This is a genomic window from Maribacter taeanensis, assembly GCF_047345145.1.
Lineage (GTDB): Bacteria > Bacteroidota > Bacteroidia > Flavobacteriales > Flavobacteriaceae > Maribacter_C.
Window position 1 is genome coordinate 236,005 of the sequence record NZ_JBLFER010000004.1, and the last position, 23,069, is coordinate 259,073.

Sequence of the window (23,069 nt, forward strand, 5' to 3'; positions counted from 1 at the left end):
TGGCATTTTCTTAACGTTTTAAACATTTAAATTTGCACTGCTAATTCAAAAACTAAATGTCGAAAGTACGCTGTACCCTCGCCGCCCTTCTTTTTACAGTCGCTTTACTCGCACAAGAAACTGAAAAGTCATTCACTGTTGGCTTAGTATCTGATGTTATAAAACTTGATGGTGTTCTTGATGAAGCCGTTTGGAAAGATGCTGATGGTCCGAATGATTTTCAACAGTATTTTCCCTCTGACAGTATTTTGGCAAAGAATAAGACCGATATTAAAATGGTCTATGACAATACCACGCTTTATATCGGCATCACCGTACATTCGGTAGGTGATGATTGGGTCATACCTTCCTTACGAAGAGATTTTAGAGCAAGTGGTAACGATAATGTCAACTTGGTATTCGATACTTTTAATGATGGCACGAATGCTTTCATGTTCGGAATAAACCCCTACGGCGTTCAGCGTGAAGTATTAATATCTGGGGGTGGCCTCGACTTGAGAGGTTTCAATACGGCGTGGGACGTCAAGTGGAAAGGCGAATCAAAACGCTATAAAAACTATTACACGGCAGAACTTGCTATCCCCTTAACCTCCTTTAAATTTAAAGAAGGAGAAACCAAATGGCGCTTTCAATGCTACCGCTTTGACATGCAAAGCAACGAACGAAGTGTCTGGTACAAAGTACCCCAAAATCAATTGGTCATTAGTTTGGCTTTTATGGGCGATATGTATTTTGAGAAACCACTTGGAAAATCACGAACTCCCTTAGCTCTAATTCCATACATCAATACCATTTCTGAAAAAAACTTTGAAACCGAAGTTGGAAATACTAAGCTAAAAGCTGGGGGCGATGCTAAAATCTCCATTGGAAATGGAATGAATCTAGATCTTACTTTTAATCCTGATTTTTCGAATGTAGAGGTAGATGCTATCATTACCAACCTCACGCGCTTCGAAATCGGACTACCCGAAAGACGACAGTTTTTTGTAGATAATAGTGACCTTTTCGGAAGTTTTGGCGGAAGCCGTGATGCCAATCCATTTTTCTCAAGACGTATCGGAATTGCCAGTGATAGCATAGGAAACTCAATCGAAAATCGTATTATCGGTGGCGTCCGTTTAAGTGGAAAACTGAATGAAGATTGGAGGCTTGGCTTTCTAAACATTCAAACCGATGAGGATGTTGATAATGAAATTGCTTCGAACAACAACATGATGTTTGCACTTCAGAAAAAGGTCTTCGCACGCTCTAATGTAAGTATGTTTTTCATCAACAAACAGTCTTTCAAAGACTATGATTTTATTGAAAGAGATGATGAATACAATCGCTTAGTAGGAATGGATTATAACCTAGCTAGTAAAGACAACTCTTGGTTCGGAAAGTTTTACTTGCACAAATCTTTTCAACCTGATGACAATAAAGGAAATTTCTCTTCTGGGGCCTTCCTTGGCCGGAATTCTCGCCATTTCAATTTCTTTCAAGATATTGCTTATATCGACGAAGAGTTTCGCTCTGATTTAGGTTTTGTGCCGCGAACAGATATATTTAAGACAGCAACTTCGGCGGAAGTGGTTTTTTGGCCGAAGAGTAAACTTTTGAACAATTACAGCTTCCAACTGTTTCCTATATTGACTTGGCGACCTGGGTTAGATTTTAAGAATACTGACCGTGATATTCGTACAAGTATGGGTTTCAATTTTACAGACCAATCACAAGGTCAACTTGGTTTCAGCAATTCTTTTGTGTATTTGACAGACCCTTTTGACCCTACACGTTCTGAAGATGGTATTAAATTACCCGCAAATCAAGAATATCATTTTAACCAATTCTCTTTATCCTATCAGTCAAATCGTGGTAATGTATTTTTCTTCCAAACAGATGCGTCTCTTGGAAGGTTCTTTAATGGAAATAGCTTCTCTTTTGGTTCTGAAATCAACCTAAGGCTTCAACCGAAAGCATTGATTAGCCTTGCCCTGAATTATGATAAAATTTCTTTGCCTGATCCCTACCCATCGGCAGGTTTATGGTTGGTAAGTCCACGTTTTGAATTCACTTTTAGCAAATCCGTATTTTGGACCACCATCTTGCAATACAGCAACCAACGTGATAACCTAGGTATAAATTCACGTTTACAATGGCGTTTTGCTCCCCTTTCTGATTTGTTCATTGTATATAATGATAACTACTTTGTAAATCAGTTTTCTCCGCGCTACCGCTCAATCAATTTGAAGTTAACCTATTGGTTGAATATCTAGTCAAATTTGCATTGAACTCGTATATATTAACAGATTAAGCCTTAAAGTTTAGGGTTTTCTTAACGTTCAAATGAAGTAAATTTGTAGCACCAGCTAATTCAAAACTCAATGACAAGAACTTTACTAGTTCTCCCCTTTCTATTTTTTGCTTTTGTTTCTTTTGGACAAAGTGCTTCTAAAAGCTTCACCGTAAAATATATCACAGATTCTAATATCATTCCGGATGGTATTCTTGACGAGGCTATTTGGGAAAAAGCAGAGAGCGCCAATGAATTTTGGGAGTACTTTCCGCTAGATTCTATTCAGGCGCGCCAGCAGTCAGATATAAAAATGTTTTACGACGACAAAAATTTATATGTTGGTATTACTATTAATTCTGCTGGAAGGGACTATGCCATACAATCACTCAAACGTGACTTTAGGGCTGGTGGCAGCGATAATATCTCTCTTATGTTTGACACTTTTAGTGACGGACAGAATGCCTTTTTGTTCGGAACAAACCCATATGGTGTTCGTAGAGAAGCACTAATATCAGGTGGCGGAACACAACGAAGTGGTTTCACCACTTCGTGGGATGTAAAATGGAGGGGCGATGCTAAAATTTATGATGACTATTACACGGCGGAAATGATAATCCCCTTAAGCTCTTTTAAGTTTAAGGAAGGTACCAAAAAATGGCGCTTTAACAGTTACCGATTTGACACTCAATCAAATGAAACCAGTACATGGATTCAGATACCTCAAAATCAACTGGTTTTTGGAACAGCATTCATGGGCGATATGATTTTCGAAAAACCATTGGGCAAGTCGAAAACTCCACTAGCCCTTATTCCTTACGTAAATGCTCTCTCACAAAAAGATTTTGAAACTGATGAGGGCTTAAATAATATCAAGTTTGGTGGAGATGCCAAAATTGCTATCGGTACAGGTCTGAATTTAGACCTTACGTTCAATCCTGATTTTTCAAATGTAGAAGTTGATGACATCGTTACAAATTTGACACGTTTCGAAGTTGGGCTTCCTGAAAAACGCCAATTCTTTATTGACAATAGTGATCTTTTTTCAAGCTTTGGTGATTCGCGCGATGCAAATCCTTTCTTCTCTAGACGTATTGGAATTGCACGAGATACTGCCGGAAATTCTATAGAAAATAGAATAATCGGTGGTGTACGTTTGAGTGGTAAACTATCGAATAATCTACGTGTGGGTCTTTTGAATATTCAAACTGATGAAGACCTAGAAAACGAAATTGCTTCAAATAACAATACCATGATTGCCTTGCAACAAAAAGTGTTTTCAAGGTCAAATATTGGTATGTTCTTTATCAATAAACAATCATTTAAAGACTATGATTTTGTAGAGAGGGAAGATGAATACAATAGGTTGCTTGGCTTAGACTACAACTTGGCCTCAGAGGATAATACCTGGACGGGTAACTTCTATATGCACAAATCATTTCAGCCCGACGATAACCAAGGAAATCTATCGGGTGGAGCGCGTCTTTCCTACAATTCAAGAAACTGGAACTTTTCTGGAAAAGGTATTTTTATTGATGAAGATTTTTCATCAGACTTAGGTTTTGTACGTAGAACGGGTATTGCAAAAAGTTTTGTCAACGTAGAACGTGCTTTTTGGCCAACGAAGGGGAAAATACAAACCCATTCTTTTCAATTTTTCCCTTTATTTATTTGGAGCTTAGAGGATGATTTTAAAAATACTGATTTCACTTATCGAGGTTCTTGGGAAGCCAAATTCAATGACACTAGCGAGTTTGGCGTAAGCGCCACCAACCGATTTACTTTTTTGTTCGATGAATTTGATCCTACAGGTACTGACGGAGGCATTCCTCTTCCAGGAAATCAAGGTTATCATTATAACACTGTTGAAGCAGGGTATCAGTCTGACCAAAGAAAAATTTTTGGCTATGGTTTAGGTGCAGAAGTAGGTCGATTTTTTAATGGAAAAAGATTTTCCCTTGAAGGAGGTATGACACTTCGCTTTCAACCAAAAGTCTTTATTTCATTACTATTTAATTATGATAAAATAACCCTACCAGACCCGTACCCTAGTGCAGACATTTGGCTAGTTAGTCCAAAAATTGATGTCACTTTTAGTAAATCGGTATTTTGGTCAACTTTAATACAATACAGCAATCAGCGGGATAATCTCGGAATCAACTCTAGACTTCAATGGCGTTTTGCACCACTTTCCGATTTATTCTTGGTGTATAATGACAACTACTTTGTAAACAGTTTTGAACCCAAAAATCGGTCTATCAATTTAAAACTTACGTATTGGTTGAATATTTAGGGTTGAGATAGCATTCAATAATTCTTTTCCTAGCTTTGCGTTTTTAATTGAAAAGGCTTCCCATTTTTTGATGAATTATAAAATACTCTGCTCCGATTTAGACGGCACGCTGCTTTCAACAAAAAGTGATGTTTCAGAATTCACAATTTCGCAAATAGAACGCATTCGAGAAACCACTCGTGTAATCCTAGTTTCAGCTCGTATGCCCCAGTCTATGACCTATTTACAAGAACGTTTGGGTATTAGCCGTCAACCTATGATTTGTTACAATGGCGCATTAATATTAGATGGTGAAAAAGAAACCTTTTCAGAGGTGATTGACCTCAAGGTACTCGAAGAAGTGTATCGTCTTGCAGAAATACATGATATCAAGTTAGGATTATACCACGGTGGCGAATGGTATGTTGAAGAAACTTCAGAGCGTGTAGAAAAAGAAATCAACTACACCAAAACAGTACCTCAATTAAAAAAAACAGCAGAGACATTAGAAGTTTGGAAAGCAAGTAATGTAAGTGCGCATAAAGTTATGCTAATGTGTACCAGAGCTTCTGCTGATGCTCTATTTCCAATTCTCGCCAGTCAATTGAGAAATCAAATACATAGCTATCGCTCCAATGACACCTTAATAGAGATAGCTCCAAAATCTGTTTCAAAATTATCAGCGATTCAAACGTTACTTTCTTCAGATGAAAGCTTAGCTGATGTGATTTCTTTCGGAGATAACTATAATGATATCGAGATGCTAAAACATTCAGGATGTGGCGTCGCAGTTGCAAACGCGCGAGAAGAAGTCAAAGCTATTGCCAACTATACCACTTTAAAAAACACAGAGCATGGTGTTGCCCACTTTATCAAGCAACACTTATAAATGTTTATATTTGGAAGAAGTAATAATCTACTTCTAAATGACCGAAACGAGCGTACCCCAACCATTAATTGCTGATGATACTATAGTCTTCGGACTTCTAGCTTTATGTCTCGGCTTTGTTTTCTATACTTCCTCTATAAAAACGGGTTTTTGGAAAAAGTTCTACGGAATCGTTCCAACGGTATTGATGTGCTATTTGCTACCCGGAATCTTGACCAGTTTAGGCGTTATTTCCGACGAAACTAGCAATCTGTATTATGTAGCAAGTCGCTATTTATTGCCGGCGGCTTTGGTTTTAATGACCCTAAGCATTGACCTAAAAGCTATTGCCAATTTGGGTTCAAAAGCGCTTATCATGTTTTTTACCGGAACCGCAGGTATCATAATCGGTGGTCCCTTGGCAATTTTGATTGTTTCCATTTTTTCTCCTGAAACTGTTGGTGGTGTTGGCCCAGATGCCGTTTGGCGCGGACTTTCCACTATAGCAGGTAGTTGGATTGGCGGTGGTGCTAATCAAGCAGCCATGTTTGAGATTTTTGAATACAATCCCGATAAATTTGGAGGTATGGTACTCGTCGATATTGTAGTTGCTAATATTTGGATGGCCATATTGCTCCTCGGTGTTGGTAAAACGAAACGAATTGACAAATGGTTAAAAGCAGATACTTCATCTATTGAAATTCTAAAAGAAAAGGTTACTGCTCACACCGCAAAAATCGCACGGATTGCAAGCTTACATGATTATATTATAATGCTAGCTCTCGCATTTACCGCCGTTGGTGTTTCTCATTTATTTGGGAATAATTTCGCTGAATTCCTAAAGAACACCTTCGAAGTCATTAGCGATAAAACCAAAATACTATCTTCTTTAGGTTCAACATTTTTATGGATGGTAGTTTGCGCGACTGTAATAGGAATAGCCTTATCATTTACAAAAGCAAAGAACTACGAAGGCGCAGGTGCTAGTAAAATCGGAGGAATGTTTATTTACATTCTTGTAGCCACTATAGGTATGCAAATGGATTTAAGCAAAGTACTTGAAAATCCCGGACTCATTTTAATAGGACTTATTTGGATTTCCGTTCATGCAGGACTACTAATACTAGTTGCCAAATTAATTAAGGCTCCATTTTTCTTTTTAGCAGTGGGAAGTCAAGCCAATGTTGGTGGTGCTGCTTCAGCTCCTGTAGTTGCCGCAGAGTTTCACCCCTCATTAACTTCCGTAGGAATTTTGTTAGCTGTTTTCGGATATGTGGTAGGTACCGGAGGTGCCTATCTTTGTGCTATATTGATGGAAGTCGCCTCAAAATTATAAAGACTAAGGCGGAAAACTTTTTTAGTCTATTCAAAAAATTTACTGATATTTGCCCCACTAAATTGAGAATATGAAAAAGGCGCTTTATGCTTTCGCATTACTGATATTCATTTCTGCTTGTGGCGATGGAATTACCGAAAATACAATGACTGTTTCTGGTACGGTCAAGGGCCTTAAAAAAGGTACCTTATATCTACAACATATACCTGATTCAGCTTTAATTGTTGTGGACTCATTACAGGTTAATGGAGATGGTAGTTTTAGCTTTCAAACAGAACTGGAAAGTCCTGAAATATTTTATCTCTATTTAAACAAGAAAGATAACAATGATTTAAATGATCGCATTACTTTCTTTGGCGAACCAGGCAACATCACTATTAATACTTCTTGGAATACCTTTGATACGAATGCTAAAATATCAGGTTCAGAATCTGATAAAAAGTTAAAAGAGTATCGTCGACAAATGTCGAATGTGAATAAGCGCAATCTCGAAATTTTACAGCAAAGTATACAAACTGAGGCTCCTCTAGATTCGTTACAACTCGATTCGTTACAACGTCAAAGTGATAAAAACTTGAAACGTGGTTATCTCTTCGCTATAAATTTTGCCATTAATAACAAAGACTCTTATGTGGCTCCTTACATTGCTGTTAGCGAAATCGCTAATGCCAATGTGAAGTATTTAGATTCTATAAACAATTCACTTACCCCCGAGGTTGCAGCTTCGAAGTATGGTCGTGCTTTACAAGAACACATTGCCAGCATAAAAAACTAGACATAAAAAAAACCGCTCAAGGCGGATTTTTTTATCTATCGGTTTTGAGACCTAACTCAACTTATTCAATTTTTCAATTAATGCAGCACCTTTTTTCTCAAGTTCTTCGCGAACACTTTTCAAATGAGCTGGTCTATTCTCAACACTTCTTTGATTCACCTTAGCAATCAAATCGTCAAAGGTCTCAATAGCACTATCGATAATCTTAGCGCCATCTTTTGAATCTGGTTTATTATTGGCCGCATCAACAATATATACTGCTTCGATAATATCACCCAATACATAATTGATATCTTTCTTTAAATCTCTAATATTCGCCATTTGTAGTATTTTTTTACAAAAATAGGGTTATTTGGATTCTCTTCTTCAAGGGAATTAAAAAAAGTATGATTTAGATTGTGATTTCAAGCAGTTTTGCGGCAATAGTTTTAAGATGAATTCTACTTGAACTTGCCGGCACAAGAACGGTTTCCCCTTTTTGAATGGTTGCGGAGCCTAAATCATTATAAACTTCAACAGAGCCACCAACACACACATAGATAGTAAAGGAATCTCTTTCTATTACATTCTGCTCAAGCTCTTCGGAAAGTTCTATAAAATTGGTTTTAAAATAAGGGCAATCCACCATGGTATTCACCGTATCTAATTCTTGTTCATACGAGACCTTAAAGTCATCTTTCTTTTCATAATCAATAGCATCTAATGCCTGATCTGTATGTAACTCTCTCAAATTTCCATTTTTGTCTTTTCGGTTGAAATCAAAAACCCGATAGGTTACATCAGAGGTCTGTTGTATTTCCGCTAGCAAAACCCCCGCTCCAATCGCATGAATCTTTCCAGTATTTATGAAAAAAGTATCTCCCTCCTTAACAGATTCGTAGTTTAATAAATCTAACAACGAATCATTTTCAAGACTTTGCGCATATTCCTCTTTGGTAACATCTTTATTAAAACCTACAATCAAGTTGGCATCATCATCTGCATCCATGATGTACCACATTTCTGTTTTTCCGAAGGAATCATGACGCTCTTTCGCCAATTCATCATTAGGATGCAATTGTATTGAAAGGTCTTTCTTAGCATCTATGAATTTGATAAGAATAGGAAAATCAGTTCCAAAACGTTGAACGACACTTTTACCTAAAACCACTTCAGGGTTATCATTTATAAGCTCTTGTAGAGAAGTGCCCGATAAATCTCCATTAGCAACAACCGAAATATCGCCTTTTACAGTTGACAGCTCCCAGCTTTCACCAGTAATATCATTATCAATGGGTTTGCCCAAAACATCTTTTAATTTGGTTCCTCCCCAAAGACGTTCTTTTAAAATCGGATGAAATTTAAGTGGATACATAAATCTTAGGTGTTTGGTGTCAGATTCCAGATATTCAAAACCCGAAAAATACGGTTTCTGAAAACTTACTACAACTTCTTACTAATTACTACTGTTATACTCAACCAACCAGCTTCTAACCTGAAAAGGTTACAAAATTACGAGGAGTTTCATACAGAGTAACCTCAAGGTTTTTCCCTGAATCAATATGTGGACGGAGTTTGTTCCAAATAACAACAGCGATGTTCTCCGCAGTAGGATTCAAGTCTTTAAATTCAGGAACCTCAACATTTAAATTCTTATGATCAAAGGCGTTTTCAATTTCTGATTTTATCAGGTCTTTGAGAATCTTCACATCAATTACAAAACCTGTCTCCTGATCTATCTCACCGTATACACTAACAATCAATTCGTAATTATGTCCGTGAAAATTCGGATTGTTACATTTTCCGAAAATTTCATCATTCTTTTCAAAACTCCAATCAGGTCGGTATAACCGATGCGCGGCATTGAAATGTGCTCTTCTACTTACTTTTACTTTCATTTCAGGAAATGTTTTTTGTCAAGTGTTCGTAAAACTTCTCGAAAATTATCTTAAACCAAGCTGTGTACTTCTCAGGGTTCTTCGCAATGTCATCTTTAATGTCTATTGGTTTCATCCATTTCCAATCGGCAACTTCATCAGTGTTAATTCTGGGGGCGTCATTATAATCGCCAATCATAACATGGTCCAATTCGTGTTCTGTGAGTCCGTTATCGAAAGGTGCCTTGTAAATGAAAGAACATAGTTCTGAAAGTTCGGTGACAAAGCCCATTTCTTCTTCCAATCTGCGTTTGCCAGCACTAATATTTGACTCACCATCACGCTGATGACTGCAGCAAGTGTTTGTCCAAAGTAAAGGGGAATGATATTTGTGTGCTGCTCGTTGTTGCAACATAGTTTCCCCTTTATCATTAATTACAAAAACTGAAAATGCCCTATGCAAAACCGCCTTTTCATGGGCTTCCATTTTAGGCATCAACCCAATTTGCTCATCATTTTCATTTACTAAAATTACATTCTCTTCTTTCAAATTGTTTTCTTTTTTTGACAAATGCCCATAGCAAAGCATTTTTAACAAAAATAACACCTTTAGTGTAGTTAAAATGGATGAAGGAATAAAATATTATGATGATTTTATCACTTGATGCGATACCCTTCAGATGACGCCTATCAATTTTGGTTTTAGAACATATATTTCTTGATTAAAAAAATGACTGCTGTTTATATTGGAAATGGGATTCATAAATTCTTTATATTTATTTAAAATCAATTTTATGAATAAATTTTCAGTTGTTCTGCTATTGTTTTTCACCTCTTTTGTTGTTACCGGTCAAGAAAAGCAATCTAAAAAAGAATTACGTGCACTACGGAAAGCTGCCAAACAAGATGAACAGCATCAAAGACTAATTAAATCGGTCAAGGATTCTACCTGGGGATTTTTTCCTTATAAGATAGTATCATCAGTAAAATCAGGAGATGATGGCGGAATGTTTACATTTTCAAATATGCAAATGACTTTGTTCAATGTTCTTATCCCAAATGCTAAAAACGTAGATAAACTCAACAGAATACCGGCCTACGACGCCAAAGTTTCTAGCTACAACTATGAAATAGACGACACAGAAAATATTCAGGTTACCTTGGTTTTTGAACGCGAGGAAAAAGAATATTTATTTTTACTCGAAAAACCAAAAAGTGAAAAATGGGCTTCCCTAAAAATTTTAGCAAATAGTAAAGTTTTGGGAACTTATGAAGGTCCTCTCAAACAATAATTTATAATAAAAAACCCAATGCGAACATTGGGTTTTTTTGTGCCATAACATACCGCGGTTAAGCGTCTATTATATTTTAATAGGCTTCTGGATGATAATACCCAAAATTCTGAGGAGTTGAAGCTAAAAGGGTAGTAACCTCATCTGAATTTATATTTACTTTTTTAATTTGAAACGGATGTTGCGTGAGATTGAGACTATGAAAATAGACTTCTTTGCCATCCAAAGACCAACACATACTGCCTCCATTAGAACCCGAATCATCAACTAATTTGCTTTCCTCATTACTTTCGGTATCGTAAAGCGCAATATCTACGTTCGTGTAAGCTACATTACCCGCAGAAAAAACAATTTGTTTTCCGTTAGGGGAAAAAGCCGGGTCGTGGTCTCGCGTAAAGTTAGTTGTTAGCCTGATTATGTCAGAAATACTTCCACTTGTCTCATCATAATTAGCCCTATGCAATTCTAATTCAGCTAGATCGAAGGACAATGCGTTATCAGGAAAAGCCATGAAAACTACTTGCGAATTATCAATTGAAAAGTTCGGGTCAATAATCCACCAATCTGATAAGTTCTTTGGGTTGTTTCCTTGCGCATCGGTAGTTACCATTCGCCACTGCTTACCTGTTGGGACAATTTGTTCACTTATCATTAGGATTTTGGTACCGTCTTTATTCCATCGAGAAACCCCTTGACCCGTCCAACCATGCTTTCCTTTCTCTATAATTACTTGCTCATTTTTTCCTTCTATATCAACTAATAGCAATTCAGCTTCCTGATAATTATCATGGTTCTTGGCAGGGTTCGCAGCCGAACGATACACCAAAATCTTTGATTTATCTGGTGAAACTTTAGGCCACCAATAATCATAATTGGAATCGCTTAAAAGTAAAGTTTCTTCATCATTTTGAAGCCTGTACAGCTCGTTATGACCGTTTTTATCCGAAGAAAAAAGTAGGCCTGAAGCAACCTGCTCTTCAGGTAGTGGGTTTTCACTAATTGGATTTTCTGAAACTTTATCCTTTTCACATGAATTAAAAAACAAAACTAAAAGAACCAAGGCAAGCATACACACTGCCTGAAATAGGAAATTTTGTTGTGCTGATTTTACTTTGTTCTGCTTCTTCATAAGTTTTGTAGGCCTAGAGAACCTTTTAGTTCAAATAAAGATGTCCAGACAATGTTTTATTTGAACCATCTAAATCTTCGTAATTCAAAATATAAAAATAGGTTCCAACAGGTAGTTTTTCACTTGAATTATACGTTGCTCTAGCCTTAGAAGTACCATCAAAAGCGTTTCCATTTGAGTTGTATGACGTAGTTGAGTATATCAGTATACCCCATCTATTGTAAATTTCAAGCGTATTATTTGAGCGTAGATCAAGACCTGTTATGATCAGGTAGTCGTGAGCACCGTCACCATTTGGAGTGACCACGTTAAATACCTCAACATCTTCAAGCGCCAGTGGTGGGTCAGGGTCTAAATAATCTGGAGTCCCGTCAAAGTCGGTATCATCATTAGCGTAATCTCCGTCTCCATTAATATCTTCATCTATGGTATTAATTTCATCATCGTCATCATCGATATCACGATAATCTGGTTCATTATCACCATCTGTATTTGGCAAATCGTTTAAGGGGTCATCGATTTCGTCATTGACATCGATATCGATTTGGTCAGTACCTTCAAAACTATCATCGAGTCCATCATTATCTTTATCTGAACCGATAAAGACTACATCTGGAATACCGTCATGGTTGGCATCATTTCCTTCAATACTATCAGGGACGTTATCATTGTCTGAATCTGTATCTAAGTAATCGGGGAGGTCTTCGCCATCTGTATTTACAGGAATTATTCCGATATTTCCTCCAGTTTCGTAAGCGTCATCAACACCATTGTTATTTGTGTCATCTAAACTTGGCGAAATATATCCAGGTGTGGTTTGGGCCTCTACATTATCGGGAATACCATCATCATCACTATCAATATCCAAATAATCAGGATTCGCGTCGCCGTCTGAGTTTGTAGGGTTCGTTGATGGGTCATTATCTCCATCTTCATTTAAATCTTCAAAGCTATCCAGGATACCATCATCATCACTGTCCAAATCAATTACCCTGTCATCCGCAGAATCTCTGAAGTCTACATCTCCGCCCGTATTTGCATCGTTATCCAAATCTGGTAAGATTACCGGTGCCGTTAAAGGGTCATCGATTGTACCGCCAACATCGGTATAATCGGGAGTAGCATCGGTAGCATCATCCAAACCATCATTATCCGCGTCATTACCTGTCAAGGTTATGCCTGCCTCTTCGGTGTCGTTTCCACTTTCATTATCAGAATCAGTATCAATATAATCAGGAGTATCCATTCCATCGGTGTTCGTTGGAATGATTCCCGTTGGATAGGCCGTGTCAAATCCGTTGGCGTTCACCACTCCATTTGGAGCGATATAACCAACCGTAGTCTGAGCTTCAACATTATCAGGAATTCCATCATTATCAGCGTCCAAATCAATATAATCCCAAACACCATCATTGTCAGTATCGGTCGGATCTGTTGAAGGGTCATTGTCACCGTCGTTGTCTATATCTTCTACATCATCTGGAATACCATCGTTATCATCATCCATATCAACATCATCGGGTATACCGTCATTGTCATTGTCGGGCGCATCCCTAAAGTCAACATCACCACCTGTTGTAGCATCATCATCATTGTCTGGAGCGATTATAGGAGCTGTCAACAAGTTGTCAATTGTTCCTCCGGCATCTGAATAATCGACAGTCGTATCAGTCGCATCGTCTAAACCATCATTATCTACATCATTTCCACTTAGTGTAAGTGCCATCTCTACGGTATCATCACCGCCTTCATTATCAGAATTTATGTCTAGGTAATCAGGATTATCTTGTGAATCCGTATTTGTTGGTGTTAGTCCATTTGGATATGCTGTATCAACTCCATTGCTATCAACCGTTCCATCTGGAGGAAGATAACCAATGGTTGTCTGCGCTTCAACATTATCTGGAATACCATCGCCGTCAGCATCTAAGTCAACATAATTAGGAATTATGTCTATATCATCAATACTCTCTCCAATAGCGTAATTCACCATTCCAGTATCTGGATCTGATTGCACACTATCCGGAATACCATCGGCACCAACGGATCCGAGTATTCTCCCGAGACTATGAGTTTGACCATGACCCGCTTCAACCACGTCCAATACGCCGTCATTATCACTATCTAAATCAATAGGGTTAGGATAACCGTCTTCATCGCTATCCAAAACATAAATCTCTGGATTTATATAATTCGTCGTACACCTGAAATCGAGATTATGCTCTCTACCTGAAGCTGCAACTGCGGGGACAATAGTGGTAATACCCGCTCTAAATCGAATTTCAGAACGGTTTTCATAATTTATGCCAAAATTGGCCTGCGGATTGGTATTTCCTGCACCGGGGTATTCGTTTGTTCCGCCCGTAGCAACAATCCAAGGAAATTCATACGAAACTGATAAATCACTAGGATTTGATATGATATAGTTGGTTGGGTTTTCAACATAAATCTCCTCACTATAATCCACATTTCCGTCAGTATCGTTGACATTGATGAAGAACTTTGAAACTATAACCGGCGTTGTTCCTCCTGAGTTAACAAACTGTATTCTGTATTCTATATATCCCTCTTTACCAACATTTGATATATCAAAGGCGGTTCTAGGACGAAACGCCTGAGCTTCTGCGGAGTTATTGTCAATATCAGCAACAGATGCGTTAAAGGTTTCAACAATAGTTACCAAGGCATCGGAGCCTGCTGTAACATTTGGAAAACGATACACTGCCCCTTGCATCAAGGCTGTGCCTGACTCCAAGATAGGTGCAGTACTAAAATCAAGAATGGTCTCGCCCGTACAATCCGGTTGCGTATTACCTATTATCACATTCAATTCTTCCGAATCGAGTATGCCGTCATTATCGTCATCTAAGTCAATAGCATCAGCAATGCCATCGGTATCGGTGTCTAAGCGATCATCTTGGGCATCTCTAAAATCGACATCTCCGCCCGAATTGGCATCCTTATCGGTATCCAATAAAATGATAGCGCCAGCAAGTGGATCGTCTATAGTTCCGCCGACATCCGAATAATTAGGTGTTGCATCGGTGGCATCATCGAGTCCATCATTGTCAGAATCAATATTCAAAAGCGTTATTTGCGCTTCTAAAGTATCTGTTCCCCCTTCGTTATCAGAATCAACATCTAAATAATCTGGATCATCGGTAGTATCAGTATTTGTCGGATTGAGGCCTCCTAAATAGGAAGAATTTACACCATCATTTGCCAAATAAGTAGCAACATCATCGGCGGTTGGAGCAACATAACCCAAGGTTGTTTGGGCCTCAACATTGTCGGGAATACCATCCCCATCACTATCTAAATCCAAGAAATCGGGTATCGTATCAATATCATCAGAGCTTTCTGATATTGAATACGTCACTGTTGCTCCCTGAGAATCATCAGATTCTATACTGTTAAACAAACCATTGGCACCAAAATCCGCGGATGATCCATCGATTTGTCCATCGTTATCAGCATCCACCTCTGAATGACCTGCTTCAATAATATCTAAAATTCCATCATTATCGGTATCTAAATCTGTTGAATTTGGAACTCCATCACCATCTGCATCACATTCGACAATTGCTATACCGTAATCGATGTTTGCTAGATTATCCCCTAAAATGCTATCGTTATAATAAAAATATAAGTCTCCTGTGGCTGTAGAAATTGGCAAACTTCCTATTACAAGAGGGTCTACAGGCCCTACTAGTTCATCAATTCCGTTTTCATAAGTGCCGTTTGAATTCGTATCTACAATAGCATAAAAAACATAGAATCCTCCATTGGTCAGACCACCGCTTCCGGCAGACGAACCAGCATTGTAGGTAAAATCAGAATTATATACCGCCGTAAGACCATTAAACACAACTCCCCCTTCAGTAGTATTGGTCAAATAAATATTAATATTTTCTCCTGCAAATGGACCATCTATCGCAACTCCTGATAAAATACCTGAAGATGATACATTTTCTATATTGAAGTTATATTTGATTCCGGCCTCCAAAACCGTATTGGCATTTTGTAAAGCATTCGTATTAGAGAGAAGGTTCTGACCTGCACTAATGGGAGGGCAAGTGTTTTCGCTACTATCTAAAATACCATCATTGTCATCGTCTAAATCTACAGAATCAGAAACACCGTCATTATCAGTATCCAAGCTATCGTCTAAAGCGTCTCTAAAATCAACATCACCAGCCGATGTAGCATCGCTATCAGAATCTGGTAGTGCGATTGGTGCGTTTAAAGGATTGTCTATGGTTCCGCCTACATCAGAATAATCAGATGTTGCATCAGTGGCATCATCGAGCCCGTCATTATCAGAATCGGTATTTAGCAAAGTTATTTGCGCTTCCGTAGTATCAGTACCTCCCTCATTATCTGAATCAATATCTAAGTAATCTGGATTATCTTGTGTATCGGTATTGGTAGGTGTTAATCCACCCAAATAGGCTGAATTCACACCATTGTTTGCTAAATAGGTTGCTGCATCATCTGAATTTGGTGGAACATAACCAATTGTAGTTTGTGCCTCAACATTGTCAGGTAATCCATCATTATCACTATCTAAATCGCGATGATCTGTTAAACCATCATTATCACTATCAGAGATACAATAAATAGGTTGAGTAAACCGTGTTGATGAATCTGATGGATATTCAAAGTTCAGTTCAATTCTACTGACTTGTCTTTCAAAATAGAAAACTATTGATCCTAGCATATCTTCGGCTGGATTGTTACCATCTACGTCAATTGCATCTGCTACAAAAAGATTTCCGGTTTGTGTAATGATTGATCCTAAAGATGCAACTCCTTCAAAAGTAAGATCGTACAACACATTATTTTCATCGAACACGTTAATTGTACACCGCGTATTATTATCAAAATCGGCCATCTTGAAAAAAACATGCGATATTGGGGTACTATATTCGGAAGTAAGGGTACCGGACTGTCCGGAGTCACCTCTTAATCGAATACTATGACCGTTGAGACCCGCATCATAACCAAATATTTCAACATTGTCAGGGTTATTTAAGGTATAGGTCAAATCAGTACCAACAAGATTATATGTTGAGTTTACAACATTATTTCCTATACCCACGGTATTGTCAATATCAGTATTTTCACATCCCTCAACAACATCTAAAATACCATCATTATCATCATCTAAATCATCAATATCAGACACCCCATCCCCATCTAAATCTGGACCCAAAGGTTGCATGGACAACGTGAAACTTCCTGCGGAGCTAATAGCAAATGCATCTACAGAGATGTAGTAGGTATTTCCTGCCACAAGATTCGAAGCAGCAAGCGTAATATCATCATCTGGAAGGTTCCATCTTGCGCTAGCTATCTCGGTAGTACCGTCGGATTGCCAAAGTGCCAATTGCGAAAATTGTTGTGTTCCTTTTGCCCCTCCGATGTCTAGTGTAATTTCCATTCGTTCGCCACCAACTGGAGCGGTGAAGCTGAACCAGCGATTTATTGTCGGGCCACCGTTCCAATTAGATCCGGCACTTCGATCCGGGGAAGCTCCGTAAGTGCTATAAATTGCATCTGGCGTACTACTATGTAAATACCCCGTAATGTCTTCAGCGCCTTCATAGAAATCATAATCGACCCTGTCTTGAAGACACAAGTTGAAGGTTCCAGCCGAACTAGTCGCTACGCCATCCACCGAAATATAATACGTATTGCCCGGTACCAGATTTGGCCAACCCATATCAATATTGTCATTTTGGGACCAAAAACGCTCGCTAGTTACCTCGGTAACTCCGTCAGCTTCCCATAGTGCCATCAGAGCATATCGCTGGGCAGTACCACCACTTCTATTTACTACAATATGAATTTCCCCTGTTGTCGGAGCGACAAATTGAAACCATCTATTTGATACAGGTCCACTGCCCCATTCGGTGCCCGGATTTAAATCTGCTGAGGCACCTCGTGTATCGTATCCTCCTGAAGGAGAACAATTATTTATAAAACTAGTGATGTTCCTGGCACCCTCATAAAAATCGTAATCAACTTGATCTTGAATGCACATGGTAAAGGTACCAGCAGAACTTGAGGCTTGGGCATCAACCGAAATAAAGTATTCGTTACCAGGTACTAAACCTATATGACCAATATCAATATCACCATTCTGTAGATGCCAACGTTCACTTCGAATTTCAGTTAGGCCGTCGGCTTCCCAAAGTGCCATTTTAGAATACCTTTGCGTGCCTTTGACGCCTTGTACGTCAACTACTATATGAATTTGCCCGGTTGTAGGGGCTGTGAATTTAAACCATCTGTTGTAACCTGGTCCTCCACCCCAATCGCTTCCTGCGTTTCTATCTGGTGTTGCACCACGCGTATCGTATTGGGCATCGGGTGAACAAGAGTTCATAAATGACGTTATGTCTATGGCACCTTCATAAAAATCATAATCCACCTCATCTTGCAGACAGAGGGTAAATGTGCCAACAGAACTCGCCCCCAAGACATCAACTGAAATGTAGTAGGTATTGCCTGGGGTCAACCCGACATAACCCAAATCGGTATCTTCATTTTGATAAGCATACTGTTCACTCTTTATTTCGGTTGTGCCATCTGACTCCCATAAAGCAATCTGGGTATAGCGTTGTGCGCCCTTAGTACCACCTCGATCTACAACAACATTGATTTCACCAGAAGGAGGGGCAGTGAATCTAAACCAACGATTATGAAGAGGGCCGCTATTGTTCCAATTGCTTCCTGCATTTCTGTCAGGAGTAGCACCTACAGTACTGAATTGTTCATCAGCAGAACAACTGTTGATTAAGGAGGTCACATCATGAGCCCCTTCATAAAAATCATAATCATACAGCGCATCTAAGCAAAGTGCAAAAGTTTCGGTTGTAGTGACGTATCTGTTATCAACTGAAACGTAATAGGTATTTCCTGCTGTAAGACTTAAATACTGCATTGAGAGGTCATCATCAGGATCCACATAAGATGTACAGGCTAATTCGGTTGTACCATCGGTATCCCATAAAGCCATATAAGCATGTCTCAATGTTCCTTGTGCTCCTCCACTATCAAGATTAACTTCGATTCTTCCGGTAGAAGGTGCTGTGAACTGGAACCAAGTATTATGTTCCACAGGAGCGGGCCAGCATGACCCGGTGTTCCTGTCAAAAGTATTACCTAAAGTGGTAAATGCTTCATCCGCGGAACAACTCCCAATCAAAGAAGTTATATTGGTAGCCCCCTCATAATAATCATTTGTAGGCTGATCACTTAAACATAAGGTGAAATCATCAGGCTCATTTATATAAGTATTGTCAACGGATATATAGTATATATTTCCAGTAATTAGACCAGTCGCCAACATAGAAATGTCATCATAATCGCTACCTATACGGTAGCTATTACAGGATACTTCCGTGATGCCGTCAGCTTCCCAAAGTGCCATATATGCCGTTCTCAACATTCCTTTTACACCTCCCCGATCCAACTTCACTTCAATAGTTCCAGTTGATGGGGCAGTAACTGCAAACCAAACATTTCGATAAGGTCCAGGACCTACAACATTTGGCCAACAAGAAGCAGCGTTGCGATCACGTGTCGCTGCCAAAGTACTGAATTCGGCATCTGCTGAACAACCGTTCATGTGCGCATCGATATTCGTCGCGCCTTCCAAATAGTCATTTGTTGCCTGATCACTTAGACATAAGGTAAAGTCATCGTTAACAGTGGTATATCTTCTATCTACAGAAATATGATAGGTTCCACCCGAAGTTAATCCCGAATATAATAGAGATATATCATCATGTGCATCAACAAAGGTACTACAGGCAAGTTCAGTTACGCAATCGGCATCCCATAAAGTCATGTAGGCAAATCGTAAATCCCCCTTGGTATTTCCCCGATCCATGTTAACCTGAATAGTGCCCGTTGCCGTTGCCACAAAACTAAACCAAACATTTGCATTCGGACCATCTGCCCAACAAGAACCTGCGTTCAAATCAGGGGTTGCGTTCAAAGTTGTATATGCCGCATCTGAAGAACAGTTGTTTATAAGGCCAGTAAGGTCAATAGGGTTTGAAAAATCATCATTTGAAGGTACCTGAGAAAAAGAGAAATTAACAAAACACAAAAGAACCGCAAAAGCAAACAAGCTTAAGCGTTTATAAAACGAGGGATATTGGTTAGTGTTTGGCAGAAACATTGTTCTTTTTAACTACTCATACTTTTATTCATTTAGCGTTCTTAAACCTCAATATGTTCTCATTAAACTTTTTTAGAAAAATCTAGGTGATTTCATTTGACCTTTGGTTTTGATAAAATCATAGCGTAAAATTACCTCAAAAGAGCCATCATTAAACGCGGCATTACCTAACTCGGTAACTTCTCTATCATAGCCAAGGCCAATTAAGAAACCTTCAGAAATATTGAATCCAAGCATCCCACTAACTGCGGCATCCCAGCGATATGCAGCTCCTAATATGAACTTATCATTAAGCATAAAATTTGCAGATAAATCAACCTGTAAGGGAGCTCCTTGTACAACTTTTGTTAGTAAGGTTGGTTTGAACTTTAGAAAGTCATTCAAATCCCAAACATAACCAGTAATGAAATAAAAATTCATTTGTTCTTTGGCAGTTGATAAAGAGGATTCGTCAAAATGTGCTGTTTGTAAAAACCGAGGCACGGAAAGTCCGGCATAAAAATGCTCATTATGATAATATACTCCTGCACCGAAATTTGGTGAAAATCTGTTATCAATATCAACCGCTAGTGAAGGGTCTGTAGTAAATTGATTAAGCTCAGAGAACTTAACATCTAAAAGATTACCTCCTGCTTTTAGTCCAAAGCTTAATCTTGCTTCTTTAGAGAGGTACAAAGTATATGAAAAATCAATATCAAAATTAGTTTCAGATGTAGGGCCTATTCTATCATTTACAACGGAGAGACCTAGCCCAACACCCCTATAACCCACCGGAGAATGAATATTAAATGTTTGCGTTGTAGGTGCCCCATCTAGACCAACCCATTGAGAACGGTGTAATGCACCTACACTTAAATGACCTCTAGAACCTGCATAACCAGGATTTACACTTACTGTATTGTACATATACTGGGTATACTGGGCATCTTGTTGTGCATACAATGAAGTACCTGAGATCAATAGTAGCAAGAGAATTTTCACTAATCTCGCACTAGAAGGTATGTCTTTTTTTATTTTAAATCTCATAACTTATCTATTTAGGTATAAGTACCCTGATAATGATTTGGTATTGCCATTCACATCTTCGTAATCTAAAATATAGAAGTACGTACCCACTGGTAACTTGTTATCTACTTGAACTGTCACTCTACCTAGGGACGTTCCATCAAAGACATTCCCTTGAGTGTTGTAGGCATTTGTTGTATAGACTAAAACTCCCCAGCGGTTGTATATTCGAATTGTGTTAACTGGATAATTCTCTAATCCTGAAATTGTTAAGGTATCGTGGATACCATCCCCATTAGGTGTTATCACATTAAAAATCTCAATTTCTTCAGGGTCCGGACGATCTAAATAATCAGGTATGCCGTCACCGTCCTCATCATCATTTGCATAGTTACCATCACCATTTATATCTTCATTAATGGTATCAATTTCATCATCATCATCATCGGTATCCCTATAATCTGATTCATTGTCACCATCAGTATTAGGCAAGTCATTATAAGGGTCGTCTATTTCATCATTAACATCTAAATCAATTTGGGTATCACCTTCGTAGGCATCATCCAATCCATCTAAATCTTTATCAGACCCTATAATTACCACATCGGGAATTCCATCTTGATTGTGATCATGACCCTCAATGTAATCCGGTACATTATCATTGTCACTATCTTCATCAAGGTAGTCTGCAATTAGGTCATTATCTGTATCAACTGGGAATACTCCTAAATTGCCATTTTCTTCATAGGCATCATCAAGACCATTGGTATTTCGGTCTTCACCACTAGGCGGAATATATCCATCTGTTGTTTGCGCTTCTACGTTGTCAGGAATACCATCATTATCACTATCAATATCTAAGTAATCTGGAATACCATCACTATCGGTATCGGTTGGGTTTGTTGTTGGGTCACCATCATTGTCTGCGTCTAAATCTTCAATATTATCAAGGATTCCATCATCATCAGAATCTAAGTCTATGACATCAGTAACAACAACAGTAACCGTAGCTGTCTCACAGTTGCCAGCAGTATCGCAAATAGTATATGTGAAAGTATCAACACCTAAGAAACCAGTATTCGGTGTATAGATAACAGAATCGTCGGTAAAGTTGGTAGGAGTTCCTCCATCATTTATTGTAATTGTTCCATCTGAAGGATTTGTTGTTGTTAATGTTATTGTAGAAGGTATATCATTATCATTATCGAGAATAGGAATATCAATTGGTGTATCTTCAGGAGTTGCCACAAAATCATCAATGGCATCAAGAATAGGAAGCACATCAATATTTACAGTGGCTGTACTACAATCGCCAAAGATGTTACAAACGGTATAGTCAAAAGAATCAGGGCCATTATAATCTGGATTAGGAATATAGGTCACGATATCATCTATAGGATTATTTGGGGTCCCATTATTATCAACGATTACGGTACCATTTGTAGGGTTTGTAGTCATTAATGAACCTTCGTCAGGCAAGTCTGAATCGTTATCATAAATATCGATTGTAACAGAAACATCCTCATCCGTAGTGACTACGTCATCAACTAAAGTTGCTGCTTCATAAATACATACTACAGTAAAACTGGGTAAATCAAAACTGTTTCCCACCTTGGTAATTGTAGCTTGATATTTAATTGGCATTTCAGTAGCAATTACTGTTGGGCGCGTTTGATCTCCAGTAACAGAAGGATTCCAAGTCAATGTAGCACTTGGAGATACATTATTTGTATTATCAGTAATATCTAGTGTTACTTCATTAAAGGGAGAATTACAGTTGGTAAGTATAAAGTAACTTGATGCATTTCTTCCGCAAATAGTACCATCGTACAAGGCAAAATAAACCCCGCGATCAGTTACTTCCAAAAAAGAGTCTGTACTGAGAACCGTACTTGTATCTGACGCCTCATACCATCGAAAATTGGTCCTAGTTTCAGTAGGAGTGTCCGCTGGTACCCGCAAAACATGTTGGGCATTGGATACAACAATCCCCAGCAAGATAAAAACAAAGCTGAGGAATAGTTTTTTATATGTAGGGGTTACTTTCAATTCGATTTGGGATCGTTTTGT

General features: G+C 38.5%; 14 protein-coding genes. 6 read left to right on the plus strand and 8 right to left on the minus strand.

The genetic code is table 11. The annotated features are described in order from the left end of the window. Positions 1 to 56 precede the first annotated feature (56 nt). The 5 genes from ACKWCD_RS14405 to ACKWCD_RS14425 all read left to right on the plus strand — a co-directional run bounded on the left by ACKWCD_RS14405 (position 57) and on the right by ACKWCD_RS14425 (position 7,523). Positions 57 to 2,255: a DUF5916 domain-containing protein gene (locus tag ACKWCD_RS14405; protein ID WP_413984661.1), complete on the plus strand. Its 2,199-nt coding sequence runs from the start codon at positions 57 to 59 to the stop codon at positions 2,253 to 2,255. Positions 2,256 to 2,363: 108 nt separating this feature from the next. Further along, entirely contained in the window at positions 2,364 to 4,565 is a 2,202-nt protein-coding gene (locus ACKWCD_RS14410) for a DUF5916 domain-containing protein (RefSeq protein WP_413984662.1), read from the plus strand. Between the two features lie 70 nt (positions 4,566 to 4,635). Beyond that, on the plus strand, positions 4,636 to 5,433 hold the full coding sequence (locus tag ACKWCD_RS14415; protein ID WP_413984663.1) for an HAD family hydrolase: 798 nt from the start codon (positions 4,636 to 4,638) through the stop codon (positions 5,431 to 5,433). Between the two features lie 37 nt (positions 5,434 to 5,470). After that, positions 5,471 to 6,748, plus strand: coding sequence for a DUF819 family protein (locus tag ACKWCD_RS14420; protein ID WP_413984664.1), 1,278 nt, complete (start codon positions 5,471 to 5,473; stop codon positions 6,746 to 6,748). Between the two features lie 70 nt (positions 6,749 to 6,818). Beyond that, positions 6,819 to 7,523, plus strand: a complete 705-nt coding sequence (locus ACKWCD_RS14425) for a DUF4369 domain-containing protein (RefSeq protein WP_413984665.1) — start codon at positions 6,819 to 6,821, stop codon at positions 7,521 to 7,523. 51 nt (positions 7,524 to 7,574) lie between these two features. Here ACKWCD_RS14425 and ACKWCD_RS14430 read toward each other — a convergent pair whose 3' ends face one another. The 4 genes from ACKWCD_RS14430 to idi form a co-directional block, all read right to left on the minus strand. Further along, on the minus strand, positions 7,575 to 7,844 hold the full coding sequence (locus ACKWCD_RS14430) for a hypothetical protein (RefSeq protein WP_413984666.1): 270 nt from the start codon (positions 7,842 to 7,844) through the stop codon (positions 7,575 to 7,577). Positions 7,845 to 7,914: 70 nt separating this feature from the next. Beyond that, complete coding sequence (locus ACKWCD_RS14435) at positions 7,915 to 8,877, minus strand: type I phosphomannose isomerase catalytic subunit (protein WP_413984667.1); 963 nt, start codon at positions 8,875 to 8,877, stop codon at positions 7,915 to 7,917. Between the two features lie 115 nt (positions 8,878 to 8,992). Further along, the gene (locus tag ACKWCD_RS14440) at positions 8,993 to 9,400 is read right to left on the minus strand and encodes a 6-pyruvoyl trahydropterin synthase family protein (RefSeq protein ID WP_413984668.1); all 408 of its coding nucleotides are present in this window, start codon (positions 9,398 to 9,400) and stop codon (positions 8,993 to 8,995) included. A gap of 1 nt (position 9,401) precedes the next feature. After that, positions 9,402 to 9,929: an isopentenyl-diphosphate Delta-isomerase gene (gene idi / locus ACKWCD_RS14445; RefSeq protein ID WP_413984669.1), complete on the minus strand. Its 528-nt coding sequence runs from the start codon at positions 9,927 to 9,929 to the stop codon at positions 9,402 to 9,404. 244 nt (positions 9,930 to 10,173) lie between these two features. Between idi and ACKWCD_RS14450 the strand changes: the two genes are divergently transcribed. Further along, positions 10,174 to 10,671, plus strand: coding sequence for a hypothetical protein (locus ACKWCD_RS14450; protein ID WP_413984670.1), 498 nt, complete (start codon positions 10,174 to 10,176; stop codon positions 10,669 to 10,671). Positions 10,672 to 10,747: 76 nt separating this feature from the next. On the opposite strand, the gene ACKWCD_RS14455 is transcribed toward ACKWCD_RS14450, so the two are convergent. The 4 genes from ACKWCD_RS14455 to ACKWCD_RS14470 all read right to left on the minus strand — a co-directional run bounded on the left by ACKWCD_RS14455 (position 10,748) and on the right by ACKWCD_RS14470 (position 23,048). Continuing rightward, positions 10,748 to 11,800: a TolB family protein gene (locus ACKWCD_RS14455; protein WP_413984671.1), complete on the minus strand. Its 1,053-nt coding sequence runs from the start codon at positions 11,798 to 11,800 to the stop codon at positions 10,748 to 10,750. Between the two features lie 25 nt (positions 11,801 to 11,825). Then, positions 11,826 to 19,994, minus strand: a complete 8,169-nt coding sequence (locus ACKWCD_RS14460; RefSeq protein WP_413984672.1) for a T9SS type B sorting domain-containing protein — start codon at positions 19,992 to 19,994, stop codon at positions 11,826 to 11,828. Positions 19,995 to 20,066: 72 nt separating this feature from the next. Continuing rightward, the gene (locus tag ACKWCD_RS14465; RefSeq protein WP_413984673.1) at positions 20,067 to 21,020 is read right to left on the minus strand and encodes a PorP/SprF family type IX secretion system membrane protein; all 954 of its coding nucleotides are present in this window, start codon (positions 21,018 to 21,020) and stop codon (positions 20,067 to 20,069) included. 3 nt (positions 21,021 to 21,023) lie between these two features. After that, positions 21,024 to 23,048, minus strand: coding sequence for an Ig-like domain-containing protein (locus ACKWCD_RS14470; RefSeq protein ID WP_413984674.1), 2,025 nt, complete (start codon positions 23,046 to 23,048; stop codon positions 21,024 to 21,026). Between the last annotated feature and the right edge of the window lie 21 nt (positions 23,049 to 23,069).